The sequence below is a fragment of the Stenotrophomonas sp. LC732 genome (genome assembly GCF_052446685.1).
Classification (GTDB): domain Bacteria; phylum Pseudomonadota; class Gammaproteobacteria; order Xanthomonadales; family Xanthomonadaceae; genus Stenotrophomonas; species Stenotrophomonas muris.
Window position 1 is genome coordinate 4,530,328 of record NZ_CP199214.1, and the last position, 12,295, is coordinate 4,542,622.

11 protein-coding genes are annotated in these 12,295 nt (G+C 67.3%); 4 read left to right on the forward strand and 7 right to left on the reverse strand.

What is annotated here, in order from left to right; all coding sequences use genetic code 11:
* Positions 1 to 76 precede the first annotated feature (76 nt).
* The 3 genes from adhP to ACT6SE_RS21300 all read right to left on the reverse strand — a co-directional run bounded on the left by adhP (position 77) and on the right by ACT6SE_RS21300 (position 2,548).
* Positions 77 to 1,105: an alcohol dehydrogenase AdhP gene (gene adhP / locus ACT6SE_RS21290; protein ID WP_014645423.1), complete on the reverse strand. Its 1,029-nt coding sequence runs from the start codon at positions 1,103 to 1,105 to the stop codon at positions 77 to 79.
* A 96-nt stretch (positions 1,106 to 1,201) separates the two neighbouring features.
* Positions 1,202 to 1,840, reverse strand: a complete 639-nt coding sequence (gene eda / locus ACT6SE_RS21295; RefSeq protein WP_046427620.1) for a bifunctional 4-hydroxy-2-oxoglutarate aldolase/2-dehydro-3-deoxy-phosphogluconate aldolase — start codon at positions 1,838 to 1,840, stop codon at positions 1,202 to 1,204.
* A 117-nt stretch (positions 1,841 to 1,957) separates the two neighbouring features.
* Complete coding sequence (locus ACT6SE_RS21300) at positions 1,958 to 2,548, reverse strand: cysteine dioxygenase family protein (RefSeq protein WP_046427623.1); 591 nt, start codon at positions 2,546 to 2,548, stop codon at positions 1,958 to 1,960.
* A 240-nt stretch (positions 2,549 to 2,788) separates the two neighbouring features.
* On the opposite strand from ACT6SE_RS21300, the gene ACT6SE_RS21305 reads away from it, so the two are divergent.
* Positions 2,789 to 3,844, forward strand: a complete 1,056-nt coding sequence (locus tag ACT6SE_RS21305; protein ID WP_041862907.1) for a LacI family DNA-binding transcriptional regulator — start codon at positions 2,789 to 2,791, stop codon at positions 3,842 to 3,844.
* Between the two features lie 106 nt (positions 3,845 to 3,950).
* On the opposite strand, the gene phhA is transcribed toward ACT6SE_RS21305, so the two are convergent.
* Positions 3,951 to 4,844, reverse strand: coding sequence for a phenylalanine 4-monooxygenase (gene phhA / locus ACT6SE_RS21310; RefSeq protein ID WP_032958411.1), 894 nt, complete (start codon positions 4,842 to 4,844; stop codon positions 3,951 to 3,953).
* 125 nt (positions 4,845 to 4,969) lie between these two features.
* Here phhA and ACT6SE_RS21315 point away from each other — a divergent pair, with 125 nt between their 5' ends.
* Positions 4,970 to 5,455, forward strand: coding sequence for an Lrp/AsnC family transcriptional regulator (locus ACT6SE_RS21315; RefSeq protein WP_014645428.1), 486 nt, complete (start codon positions 4,970 to 4,972; stop codon positions 5,453 to 5,455).
* A gap of 39 nt (positions 5,456 to 5,494) precedes the next feature.
* Here the strand turns inward: ACT6SE_RS21315 and ACT6SE_RS21320 are convergent, their stop codons facing one another.
* Both ACT6SE_RS21320 and ACT6SE_RS21325 read right to left on the reverse strand, forming a co-directional pair.
* A complete protein-coding gene (locus tag ACT6SE_RS21320) occupies positions 5,495 to 6,487 on the reverse strand; it encodes a patatin-like phospholipase family protein (RefSeq protein WP_032958418.1) in 993 nt (330 codons plus the stop codon).
* 204 nt (positions 6,488 to 6,691) lie between these two features.
* Positions 6,692 to 7,711: a TIGR00266 family protein gene (locus tag ACT6SE_RS21325; protein ID WP_046427635.1), complete on the reverse strand. Its 1,020-nt coding sequence runs from the start codon at positions 7,709 to 7,711 to the stop codon at positions 6,692 to 6,694.
* A 157-nt stretch (positions 7,712 to 7,868) separates the two neighbouring features.
* On the opposite strand from ACT6SE_RS21325, the gene ACT6SE_RS21330 reads away from it, so the two are divergent.
* Complete coding sequence (locus tag ACT6SE_RS21330) at positions 7,869 to 10,139, forward strand: TonB-dependent receptor (protein WP_046427638.1); 2,271 nt, start codon at positions 7,869 to 7,871, stop codon at positions 10,137 to 10,139.
* A gap of 171 nt (positions 10,140 to 10,310) precedes the next feature.
* Here ACT6SE_RS21330 and ACT6SE_RS21335 read toward each other — a convergent pair whose 3' ends face one another.
* Positions 10,311 to 11,150, reverse strand: coding sequence for an acid phosphatase (locus ACT6SE_RS21335; protein ID WP_014645432.1), 840 nt, complete (start codon positions 11,148 to 11,150; stop codon positions 10,311 to 10,313).
* 258 nt (positions 11,151 to 11,408) lie between these two features.
* Here ACT6SE_RS21335 and ACT6SE_RS21340 point away from each other — a divergent pair, with 258 nt between their 5' ends.
* Positions 11,409 to 12,287 (forward strand): hypothetical protein, encoded by an 879-nt coding sequence (locus ACT6SE_RS21340; RefSeq protein ID WP_014645433.1) that lies wholly within the window; start codon positions 11,409 to 11,411, stop codon positions 12,285 to 12,287.
* Positions 12,288 to 12,295: the final 8 nt, after the last annotated feature.

Here is a 12,295-nt window from a genome sequence, read left to right on the forward strand (position 1 = left end):
GCACTACCGATGAATCGGCATGGCCGCCGCGTCCGTGGGAGAGGGGGACGGAGCGACGGCGGCCATGCACAGGCGGTCAGGCAGCGAAGTCGAGTACCACGCGGCCCTCAATGGTGCCCGCGTGCATGCGCGCGAACACGTCGTTGATGTTCTCCAGGCGGTCGGTGCTGACGGTGGCCGCGACCTTGCCTTCGGCGGCGAACTGCAGCGACTCCTGCAGGTCCAGCCGGGTGCCGACGATCGAGCCGCGCACGGTGATGCCGTTGAGCACCATGCCGAAGATATCCAGCGGGAAATTGCCGGGCGGCAGGCCGTTGAGCGAGACGGTGCCGCCACGGCGGACCATGCCCAGCGCCTGCTCGAACGCCTTCGGTGAGACCGCCGTGACCAGGGCGCCGTGCGCGCCGCCGATCTCCTTCCTGAGGAAGGCGGCCGGATCGGTGGTACGCGCGTTCACGGTGATCTGCGCGCCGAGCTGCCGGGCCAATGCCAGCTTGTTGTCGTCCACGTCCACCGCAGCCACGTTCAGGCCCATCGCACGGGCGTACTGCACCGCCATGTGGCCCAGGCCACCGATGCCGGAAATCGCCACCCAGTCGCCGGGCTTGGTGTCGGTGACCTTCAGGCCCTTGTAGACGGTCACGCCGGCGCACAGCACCGGTGCGATCTCGACGAAGCCCACGTCCTTCGGAAGCAGGCCGACATAGTTGGCATCGGCCAGTGCGTACTCGGCGAAGCCGCCGTTGACCGAGTAACCGGTATTGCGCTGTGTCTCGCACAGCGTTTCCCAGCCACCCAGGCAGTGTTCGCAATGGCCACACGCCGAGTACAACCAGGGGATGCCGACCCTGTCGCCTTCCTTGACGTGCCCTACCCCGCCTCCCACGGCCACGACGTGCCCCACGCCCTCGTGGCCGGGGATGAACGGCGGGTTCGGTTTCACCGGCCAGTCGCCCTCGGCGGCGTGCAGGTCGGTGTGGCAGACGCCACAGGCCTCGATCCTGACCAGTACCTCGCCCGCCCCCGGGCGTGGTACCGAGACTTCCTCGATCACCAGTGGCTTGCCGAACTCACGCACGACAGCGGCCTTCATGGTCGAATTCATGTTCGGATCTCCGTAGTGCGCTTGCCCACAGAATGACGCCGGCACGAGGCCGGCGCTTTGATCACGATCAAACCTTTGAAGATTCGCGGAGCAGGTTCAGCTGGCCAGCACGGACGCCTCGCGGGCCAGGCGTTCGATCGCCTCCCAGTCGCGGGTCTGCAGCAGTGCCGGGGTGGTCAGCCACGAACCGCCGACGCACAGCACGTTGGGCAGATGCAGGAACTGCGGCGCGGTCTGCGCACTGATGCCGCCGGTCGGGCAGAAGCGCACATCGGCGAACGGACCGTGCCAGGCCGCCAGCAGTGCAGCGCCGCCGGCCTGCGCCGCCGGGAAGAACTTGAAGGTGTCCTGGCCATGCTCCAGGCCCAGGATCAGATCCGAGGCGGTGGCGGCACCGGGCAGGTATGGCAGGTCGGCATCACCCGCGGCCGCATACAGCGCCGGCGTGGCACCCGGGGACACCGCGAATCGCGCGCCGGCCTGCTTCGCTGCGTGCATCTGCGCGGCGTCGAGTACGGTGCCGGCACCGATCACCGCATCCGGCACGGCCTCGACCATCGCCTTGATCGCATCCAGCGCCTGCGGCGTGCGCAGCGTCACCTCGATTACCGGCAGGCCGCCGCGGAACAGTGCCTGGGCGACGTCGACCGCTTCATTCACATCTTCGGGGGTGTACACCGGGATCACCGGTGCCAGCTTCAACAGCGCGCGCAGGCGCGGATCAGCGCTGGACATGGTCTTGCTCCTTGCCCGACGGGGCATCGCGGATCGCCGCCGGGTACGGCAGCGCAGCGGCGCATGATGCCACGTGGCTCACGAAGGTGCTGGCAGCGTCGCCCCGCCCTGCCCCGGTCAGGCCGGGTCGGCCTGCAGTGCCTGGATGCGGCGCTGGTACCAGTCGCCACCGAGCGGGTCGAACACCGCCGAGCGCTCCATCTGCGACTCGTACACGTGCACAGAAATCGCCAATGCGTCGTCGCTGGCGTTGCGCAGGGTGTGGTACTCGTGCGGCGGGATCAGGCTGCCGGCACTGCCGCAGCCTCCGCGCAGCGTGGCGTGGCGGTGGAAACGCCAGCGCTCGCCGGCGCGCTCCAGCAGCTCGTAACGGGTGATCTCCAGTTCGCCCAACCACACTCCCTCCACACACCACATGGCATCGTGGTCGTGCAGCGGCGTGCCCTGCCCTGGGCCCCAGCTCATGGCGATCACGCTGTAGCCGTGTTCGCGGCTGTGGTACAGCGGACGTCGCGCGTAATGATCACTGACCGGCCGATGCACGCACTCGGGCAATTCGATGCGGCTGTCGGTTATGGCTTCCTGCAGCGCCAGCTGCAGGTCGGCGGTGATGCGCCCGGCATCACCGGCGGTCACCGCGGCGTCGACCGCAGCGATCAACCGGTCGCGGCCACGGAACAGCGGAAACGGAGAGGTCTGCAGGCCCATGCACCTGACTGTAGCGGAGCATGGTTAAGGGAATGTTGGCGTTCGCGCGCGACGCGTCCGCATTCAGGGTGAACACGCGCAGAAGAACGGTTCAGATGCAGAGGCACTAGAGCAATCACAAGGGAACCTCGCGCAGCAAAACGTGTCGAACACGACGCGATTCAGATCCGCTGCGACGTTCCGCAACTTCGCATCCGACGGGTGCAAGGCTAGAATTCTCCGACTTACCTGGTTCTATACATGTCAGTGCGAAATATGAGCGATGCCGCGTTGCCGGCATCGAAAGGCAAGGCTGCCACGATCAACGACATCGCACGACTGTCGGGAGTTTCCAAGAAAACGGTTTCAAGAATCATCAACAACTCGCCGCTGGTGCGCAAAGACACCCGCGACAAGGTCGAGGCGTTGATGCGCGAGGTCGGTTACGTGCCCGACCCGCTGGCGCGCGGACTCGCGTTCCGCCGCTCCTTCCTGATCGGCCTGGTGTATGACGACCCCGGCGCCCAATGCATTGTCGACCTGCAGCACGGCGCGCTGGAAGCGCTGCGCGGCACCGGCTATGAGCTGGTGGTGCACCCGTGCAACAGCCAGGATCCGGACTGTGCGGACGGCGTGCGCCGTTTCGTGCAGCAGCAGAAACTGCATGGCGTGATCCTCGGCCCGCGCGCCTCCGAATCGATGGCGCTGGCGCAGATGCTCGACGCGATCGACTGCCGCCACATCCGCATCAACGCGCATGCGTCGGAAGAAGACGTGCAGGCGGTGGTCACCCACGATCGCGATGGTGCGGCGGCGGCTGCGGGCTACCTGCTCTCGCTCGGCCACCGCGACATCGCGGTGATTGCCGGTCCCGGTGACCGGCGCGCTGCCCGCGAGCGGACCCACGGCTTCCTTGATCGGCTGGCCCAGGTCGGCGTGACCCTGCCGGGCGAGCGCGTGCTGGAAGCGGGCGACACCTTCGAGTCCGGCGTGCATGCCGCCGAACGCCTGCTGATGGGCGGACAACGCCCCAGTGCGATCTTCACCGGCAACGACGAAATCGCCGCGGGCGTCTACCAGGTGGCATTGCGTGCGGGCATCGCGGTGCCGCAGCAGTTGTCGATCGTCAGCTACGACGACAGCCCGCTGGCGTCGCGGCTGTGGCCGCCGCTGACGTCGGTACGCCGCCACGTCTCCGACATCGGCCGCATGGCTGCCGCGATGCTGGTGCAGACCGACGTACCGGAGGCGCCGGCTGCGGCCAGCGTGCATCCGCAACTGATGGTGCGCGGTTCCTGCCGGGCCGTGGACGGCTGAGTGTCCTGCCCTCGCCTGCGCCGTCGCGACAGAACGGTGCAGGCAACAACGAAAACGGCGCACCAGGGTGCGCCGTTTCCACTGCGGAGCGGTGTGCGTTACGCGCTTACACGTCGCCGCCGTCGGCCCAGCCTTCACCCGTGCCCTTCTGGAACACGCGGTCATCGCCCTGCACCTCGCCCGCCGGCAGATGCGCCTGGTCGGCCAGTGCCGCGTAGATCGGGGTGAAGTCCGGCGACGTCGCCTGCATCAGCTGTTCGAAGCTGTCGATGACGAAGTAGGTCTTCTGGAAGGTGTCGATGCGGTACTTGGTGCGCATGATCCGCTGCAGGTCGAAACCGATGCGGTTGGGCGCGGGCGATTCCAGCGAGTACAGTGACTCGCCCTTCGACGACACGATGCCGGCGCCGTAGATGCGCAGGCCGTCGGGCGTATCGATCAGGCCGAACTCCACCGTGTACCAGTACAGGCGGGTCAGGTTCTGCAGTGCATCCGGGCCGATCGCGTGGGCCTTGACGCCGCCACGGCCGTACGCCTCCATGTAGTCGGCGAACACCGGGTTCATCAGCAGCGGCACGTGGCCAAACAGATCGTGGAACAGGTCCGGTTCGGCGATGTAATCGATCTGGTCCGGGCGACGGATCCACCAGGTCACCGGGAAACGGCGGTTGGCCAGGTGGTCGAAGAAATCCAGTTCCGGCAGCAGGCCTTCAACGCCGACCAGGGTCCAGCCGGTGGCGGCGCCCAGTACTTCGTTGAGCTGGTCGAAGCGCGGAATCATGTGTGCGCTCATGCCCATCTCGTCCTGCGCGTCCAGGAACTCCTGGCAGGCGCGGCCGACCAGCAGTTCGCGCTGGCGCTGGTACAGCGTGCTCCAGGTGGCGTGGTCGTCGGCGCTGTAGGTGTCCCACGGTTGCTCGACGAGCGCGGTGGTATACACCGGCACGTAGCCCTTGTCGGTCTGCTGGTGTTCGACGCGGCGGGGCTGGGCGAGGTCCATGGGGCACTCCTTGACGGGATACCCACGATGCTAGGGCAGGGCGCGCGCAACAGGGTTGCAAAAGTTGCGTCGATTGGCCTTGTTGGCGCAATATCCTTGCGTACTCACCATGTTGCGGGGCAACAATGGCCGGAGAAGTCCAGTTCGATCGCACGGATATACGTCTACTGGCTGAAATCCAGCGGGATGGGCGCGCCACCAACGCCGAGCTGGCGACACGGGTGAACCTCTCGCCCTCGGCCTGCCTGCGCCGCCTGCAGCGGCTGGAAAGCGAGGGCGTGATCGTCGGCTATGGCGCGCGGCTGGAACCGCGCCAGCTGCGCCTGGGCCTGCAGGCCTTCGTGCGCGTGCAGCTGGAAAAGCATGACCAGGCCGCCATCGGCCACTTCGTGGACAGCGTGCAAGCGTGGGACGAGGTGGTGGCCTGCCATGCGCTGACCGGCGACATGGACTACCTGCTGCACGTCTACGTGCGCGACCTGGAGCACTTCTCGCACTTCCTGCTGGACCGGCTGCTCAACGCCGGCGGCGTGGCCGATGCCAATTCCAGCTTCGTGCTGCGAACGGTGAAGGGTTTCCAGGCGTTGCCGTTGTCGCAGCTGGAGCCCTGAGCAGCCACCAGGCGTGCCCGGTGGCCTGGCATCAATGGATCAGCACTTGTCCTTGCGGCCCATCAGCTTGCCCAGGCGCGAGGCTTCCTCGCACTTTGGTGCGGCCACCGGCGCGGGTGCCGCTGCGGCGGCGCGCGCGCGCTGCAACTGCTGGATCTTCGCGCGGATCTGCGGCATGGCCGCCATTGCGGCCTTCTCGCCTTCCAGGATCGCGGTGCCGCGCTGGCTGAAATCGGCGGCGCCGATGTCCAGTACCTTCGGACGGATGACGATGTCGGCGCGCGCCAGCTCCTGCTCGCCCAGGCGCTGGCCCATGATCGAGATGGACTGGTTGACGATGCCCAGCATGTCCGTCGGTGCCTTGCCGCTGGCCTTGCTGGAGATGTCCACGGCGATCACGAAGTCGGCGCCGAGCTGGCGCGCGGCATCCACCGGCACCGGGCTGACCACGCCGCCGTCGATATAGTTGCGGCCGCCGATCTTCACCGGCTCGAACACACCGGGGATGCTGCTCGACGCGCGCACCGCCTGGCCGACGTTGCCGCGCACGAAGATCGCGCGCTCGCCCGTTTCCAGCTGGGTGGCAACGGCGGCGAACGGTTTCTTCAGGCGCTCGGCGGGACGGTTGGCGACCTGCTCGTTGACGTAGTCCTGCAGCTTCTGGCCCTGCACCAGGCCACCGGAGAACAGGCGCACGTCGCGGATGCTGGCTTCGTCCAGCGCGACTGCCTTGCTCTGCATCTGGAAGGCGTCCATGCCGCTGGCATACAGCGCACCGACCACGCTGCCGGCGCTGGTGCCGGAGACCACGGCCGGCTCGAAGCCGTTGGCTTCCAGCATCTTGATCACGCCGATGTGCGCGAAGCCCTTGGCCGCGCCGCCACCGAGGGCGATGCCGATCCTGATCGGCTTGGCCTGCGGCACCACGGTCGGCGCCGGCGGCGGCGTGGGGCGGACCGGGTCGCCACCGCAGCCGGCCAGCAGGCCGATCAGGGCGACGGACAGCAGCATGCGGGGGCGGAACAGGCTCATCGGCAGTGCGCTCGCGGCGCTGGATTCAGGAAAGGGCGCCAGCATACCGAAGCCGTGGCGGGGCGGGCAGGGTGGGGGGAACTCCCTATTCAGCAAAAAAAACGTGAATCGCTTCTGGTGGGTGCGGACCTTGGTCCGCACAAATGCCTGGTCGCGCGCTGAAGGAATGTGCCAACCAAGGTTGGCACCTACCAAATGAGTGGGTCAGAACCGGTTGTCACCATCCAGGATCCGGCCCAGGCCGCCCAGCACCGAGCCTTCGCCGCGGCTCTGGCCGCCGCCCTGCGGTGCGGCCATCCACATGCGGCCGGCCAGGCGCGAGAACGGCAGCGACTGCAGCCAGACCTTGCCGGGGCCGGTCAGCGTGGCCAGGAACACGCCTTCGCCGCCGAACAGCATGCTCTTGATGCCGGCCACCCGGCGCACGTCCATGTCCACGCTGGAGTGGTAGGCCACCACGCAGCCGGTATCCACGTCCAGGCGCTCGCCGGCGGCCAGCTCGCGCTCGATCACGCAGCCGCCGGCGTGGATGAACACCCAGCCGTCGCCTTCCAGCTTCTGCATGATGAAGCCCTCGCCGCCGAACAGGCCGGTCATGATCCTGCGCTGGAACTGCACGCCGATCTGCACGCCGCGCGCGCCGGCCAGGAAGCTGTCCTTCTGGCAGATCAGGCGGCCGCCGTGCTGGTCCAGTTTCATCGCCAGCACCGTGCCGGGGTAGGGCGCGGCGAAGGCGACCTTGCCCTTGCCATGCCCGCTCTGGGTGTAGACGGTGGCGAACAGGCTCTCGCCGGTCAGCACACGGCGGCCGGCGGCCATCACCTTGCCCATGAAGCCGCCCTGGTCACCGTTGGCAGCGCCAAACACCGTGTCCATCTGTACCGTGGCGTCCTTGAACATCAAGGCGCCGGCCTCGGCAATGGCGCTCTCGCCGGGGTCGAGCTCAATCTCCACGAACTGCATTTCATGGCCGACGATGCGGAACTCGATGTCGTCGGCGCGGCCGCTGGCGCCGGCGGCGACCGGGACCGGCGGCGGTGTGTTGGGCATGCCCGGGGCCGGAGCCTGCAGCTCGGCCACCTCGGCGATCGGCGTCCACCCGCTCATGCCCTGGCACCATGCCAGGGCGCGTGGATTGGCCTGCGCGTAGCGGCGTGCGGCCCCGTCATCAAGCGGGCCGATGCGCTCGGCCTGGGCGGAGGCATGGAAGTACCACTGGGTCATGGCGGCGGGTCCGTCGCGTGGAAACCCCGAGTCTAGCGAGCGCCCGGGGGTGCCGGCGACGGGGCCATGAACGGCGGGCATTTGCGGCGTAGGTGCTGTATTGCAACAATTATCTGGTAGCGCCGTTTTACCACCCCTCCAAACACAGCCTACCGCCATGTCCCCGACCCGCACTTCCCGTGGCCGATTTCCGGTCGCGCGCCCCCTCGTTGCCGCTCTTTCCGCCCTGCTGCCGCTGGTAGCAGCCGCCCAGGAAACCCCCGCTGCCAAGGATCCGGTTGCCCTCGACGCCCTGCAGGTGACCGCGCAGCGCCGTGTCGAGAACGCCAAGGACGTGCCGGTCGCGCTCTCCGCGATCCAGGGCGAGAAGCTGGATGTGCTCGGTTCGGCCGGCGATGACATCCGCTTCCTGGCCGCACGCGTGCCCAGCCTCAACATCGAGTCGTCCTACGGCCGTGCCTTCCCGCGCTTCTACATCCGCGGCCTGGGCAACACCGACTTCGACCTCAATGCGTCGCAGCCGGTTTCGCTGGTGTACGACGACGTGGTGCAGGAAAGCCCTCTGCTGAAGGGCTTCCCGCTGTTCGACCTGGCCAACGTGGAAGTGCTGCGTGGTCCGCAGGGCACGCTGTTCGGCCGCAACACCCCGGCCGGCGTGGTCAAGTTCGATTCGGCGCGTCCGTCGCAGGATGCCGATGGCTACATCCGCGTCGGCTACGGCAGCTACAACAGCTGGAACGTACAGGGCGCCTACGGCGGCCCGCTGACCGATCGCTGGTCGGCACGCGTCTCGGCGATCTACCAACGCCGCGATGACTGGGTCGACAACACCCGCGTCGGCGCTCCCAACAGTGGCTTCGAAGGCTATGACGAAGCCGCAGGCCGCGTGCAGTTCCTGTACGAAGGCGATGACTTCGAAGCGCTGTTCAACCTGCACAAGCGCAAGCTCAATGGCACCGCCCGCCTGTTCCGCGCCAACATCATCGAGAAGGGTGGCAACTCGCTGGTCGAGAACTTCGATCGCGACAAGGTGGCCAACGACGGCGTCAACTTCTCCGACCTGAAGACCTGGGGTGGCAGCGCGCGCCTGCAGTGGAACCTCGGCTCGGTGACGCTGCACTCGATCACCGGCTACGAAACCGCCGAATCGCTCAACCGCGGTGACATTGACGGTGGCTACGGCGCGGCGTTCCTTGGCGCCGGCAACTACGGCCCCGGCCTGATTCCGTTCTCGTCGGAGTCGGCTGACGGCCTGCCGCATCACCGCCAGTGGACGCAGGAAGTCCGCATCGAGTCCAACGAGTGGGGCCGCTTCGACTGGCAGGCCGGCGTCTTCTACTTCGATGAAGACGTGACCATCAACAACTTCAACTACGACTCGCTGGCCCCGGGCAATCCGCAGACCGGCCACGTGGTGCAGAACCAGCGCAACAAGGCCTGGGCGGTGTTCGCCTCGGGTGACTTCGATGTCACCGACCGCTTCAAGCTGCGTGCCGGCGTGCGCTACACCCAGGACAAGAAGGACTTCAGCGCCAGCGTGCTGCAGGCCGTTCCGTTCGGCACCCCGGTCAGTGGCCCGTACCTGGCCAACACCGACGTCAACGACGTCAGCTGGGATGTCAGCGGCGTCTACAAGCTGACCGACGACATCAACGCCTATGCCCGCGTGGCCAAGGGCTTCCGCGCGCCGTCGATCCAGGGCCGCCTGGCCTTCGCGCCAGGCCTGTCGCAGGCCGATTCGGAGAAGGTGATCTCGTACGAGGCCGGCATCAAGGCCGACCTGTTCGAGCGCCGCGCGCGCCTGGGCCTGAGCGTGTTCCGCTACAACGTCGATGGCCAGCAGCTGATCGCGGTGGGCGGCAGCAACAACACCGCCACCCTGCTCAACGCCGACAAGACCATCGGCCAGGGCGTCGAGCTGGACCTGGAGGCCTACCTGGCCGACAACGTCCTGCTGACCTTCGGCAGCAGCTACAACGACACCGAGATCAAGGACAAGAACCTGGCGGTGGCGATCTGCGGCGGTGGCTGCACCATCACCGACCCGACCACGGTGATCAACGGCCAGACCTATGCGCTGGTGAACGGCAACCCGCTGCCGCAGGCGCCGAAGTGGATCCACAACGCGACCCTGCGCGTGGGCTTCCCGCTCAGCGATGGCAGCGAGCTGTACGCCTACACCGACTGGGCCTACCGCAGTGCGGTGAACTTCTTCATCTACGAGTCGCCGGAATTCCGCGGCCGCAGTTCGCTGGAAGGCGGCCTGCGCCTGGGCTACAACTGGGATTACGGCCAGTACGACGTGGCGGTGTTCGGTCGCAACCTGACCAACCAGACCCGCGTGGTCGGCGCGATCGACTTCAACAACCTGACCGGCTTCCTCAACGAGCCGCGTACCTGGGGCGTGGAGTTCACCGCGAAGTTCTGATGCGGTGGCTGCGTTGATGCAATGCAGAAGGGCCGGCGCAATGCCGGCCCTTCTGCTGTGCGGGGTCAGAGCCCTTCCCTGCGGAAAGGGATCCGACCCCGATGGGGTCGGCATTCCGCGCCGGGGTCAGATCCCTTTCCGCAGGGAAGGGCTCTGACCCCGGACCATCACTTACAGCGCGCTCTGCGGGCGCACCTTCAGCACCGCATTCTCGGTGGCGCAGTCGCGGCTGGAGTGCCGACCGGCCTTGCGCGCCGCCTCGATCTCCTTGCGTGCGGCCAGCAGGTCCTTGTTGAAGGCAGCGTTGTCATGCAGGCGGGCCACGGCGGCCGCGCCCATGAAGCGGCCTTCGAGGATGTCGCTCTGCCAGTGCACGTTGCACACCAGGCGGCTCTCGCCGTAGTTGCGGCCGCGGGCCTGGATGGCATCGGCGCGGTCCGGCGCGATCTCCGACAGGATCAGGGCCCAGGCCCAGCCGATCGAGGTGTGGCCGGACGGATAGGAACCGTTCTTGCGCAGGCCGTCCTCGTCCTTCGGCGAGCAGGTCGGCTCACCGTTGACCATGAACGGGCGCGGGCGCTGGTAGTGGTTCTTGGCCGCCTTGGTGGCGGCGCTGGCGTCGATCCGGCTGCGCTCCAGCAGTCGGTACAGCGCCGGGGTCTTCACTGCATCGACGTCGATGTCGGCGGCGCAGGAGAAGTGGTTGGCGCCTTCGGGGAAGCCGAGTTCCGCATCGACGCCGGCCTGGGCGAAGCGTGGGCTGCCACGCAGCGCGCGGGCTTCACGGCTGACCTGTTCGTCCAGGGCGAGGGCGGCCGAACCGGCCGCCGGTGGTGCCGGCACCAGGTCCAGGCTGGCCGGAACCGCGCTCGTGTCCAGATAGCCCACCGCCTTGGTGGTGATGTTGGCTTCGACGGCGGTCGGCTTGCTGGCGGTGGCTGCGCAGCCAGCCAGGACCGCGACAACGGTGAGACCGAGCAGTGGGCGGGGGGTGTGGGAAATCAGCGACATGGACGGCTCCAGAGGAAAAACATCGCGTCATGATCGCAGCCCGTATGCGACACCGCAGTGGCCATCGGTCATACGGCCAGACCCGGCATGGTCATCGGGGCAGTATGAAAAACGTCATCGAGTGTCGTCAGTCTCCTGAATCCGGGCGCAGCGCACGGACTTTCACGCGCCTGCGCCGCGAGCATCGACACAACGGGGTCGAGAGGCCGTCCAGTTCCAGCCGGGTCGGGGGGATCCACTGACAGAGGGAGAGAAGCGATGCGCAGCACCGCAACAGGAAGTACCGCCCTGGCCCTGCTCCTCGGGCTGGCAACCGCCCCGGCGCAGGCCGCCGACGTGGTCGGCGTGGCCTTCGTGCATGGCACCGGCGCGCAGACCAATGCCACCCAGGACTACTGGCAGCCGGCGATCATCGACACCGTGCGCCAGGGCCTGCCGAACAGCAGCAACTACGTCGTCATCAACTGTGACTTCACCCAGTACATGTGGAAACCGGAAGCGGCCGGTTGCCTGGCCAACCAGCTGACCGGCTTCATCGACAGCCGTGGCATCACCCAGCTGGTGGTGATCACCCACTCCAACGGCGGCAATGTGATGCGCTGGATCCTGTCCAACCCGACCTACGACAGCCGCTATCCGAAGATCATCCGCACGGTGCGCAAGGTCAATGCACTGGCTCCGTCCTCGGCGGGCACGCCGCTGGCCGATGCGGTGCTCAACGGCAATACCTTCGAAACGTCGCTGGGCTGGCTGCTGGGCTACAAGAACGACGCGGTACGCCAGCAGCAGGTGGCGAGCATGGCCACCTACAACGCGCAGAACCTGTACGGCACGGCCGGTCGCCCGGCGCTGCCCAAACCGTTCCGTGCGGTGGTCGGCAGCGATGTGGAATCGGCGGTGTGGGACAGCAACAGTTACTGCGGTGGCTACGCCGCCAATGTCGGCCTGGAGTTCACCCAGAACTGGCTGTCGTCCTGCTCCGATGGCTTCCTGGAGTGCAGCAGCCAGAAGGCTGCCGGCACCACCTGGTTCACCGACAAGGCACGCACCCAGGGCGCCGAACCACTCAGCCACAACCAGAGCCGGCGCGAGTGCTTCGGCCTCGGCACCCTGCTGCGCAACGACCTGAACCAGTGAGGGAGATG

Excerpts from the sequence above, each read along its gene's own strand:
- ACT6SE_RS21305 (WP_041862907.1), top strand. The coding sequence starts at position 2,789 with ATGTCAGTGCGAAATATGAGCGATGCCGCGTTGCCGGCATCGAAAGGC.
- ACT6SE_RS21340 (WP_014645433.1), top strand. The coding sequence starts at position 11,409 with ATGCGCAGCACCGCAACAGGAAGTACCGCCCTGGCCCTGCTCCTCGGG.
- ACT6SE_RS21320 (WP_032958418.1), bottom strand. The coding sequence starts at position 6,487 with ATGAGCCTGTTCCGCCCCCGCATGCTGCTGTCCGTCGCCCTGATCGGC.
- adhP (WP_014645423.1), bottom strand. The coding sequence starts at position 1,105 with ATGAATTCGACCATGAAGGCCGCTGTCGTGCGTGAGTTCGGCAAGCCA.
- ACT6SE_RS21325 (WP_046427635.1), bottom strand. The coding sequence starts at position 7,711 with ATGACCCAGTGGTACTTCCATGCCTCCGCCCAGGCCGAGCGCATCGGC.
- ACT6SE_RS21315 (WP_014645428.1), top strand. The coding sequence starts at position 4,970 with ATGGCCGGAGAAGTCCAGTTCGATCGCACGGATATACGTCTACTGGCT.
- ACT6SE_RS21330 (WP_046427638.1), top strand. The coding sequence starts at position 7,869 with ATGTCCCCGACCCGCACTTCCCGTGGCCGATTTCCGGTCGCGCGCCCC.
- phhA (WP_032958411.1), bottom strand. The coding sequence starts at position 4,844 with ATGGACCTCGCCCAGCCCCGCCGCGTCGAACACCAGCAGACCGACAAG.
- ACT6SE_RS21300 (WP_046427623.1), bottom strand. The coding sequence starts at position 2,548 with ATGGGCCTGCAGACCTCTCCGTTTCCGCTGTTCCGTGGCCGCGACCGG.
- ACT6SE_RS21335 (WP_014645432.1), bottom strand. The coding sequence starts at position 11,150 with ATGTCGCTGATTTCCCACACCCCCCGCCCACTGCTCGGTCTCACCGTT.
- eda (WP_046427620.1), bottom strand. The coding sequence starts at position 1,840 with ATGTCCAGCGCTGATCCGCGCCTGCGCGCGCTGTTGAAGCTGGCACCG.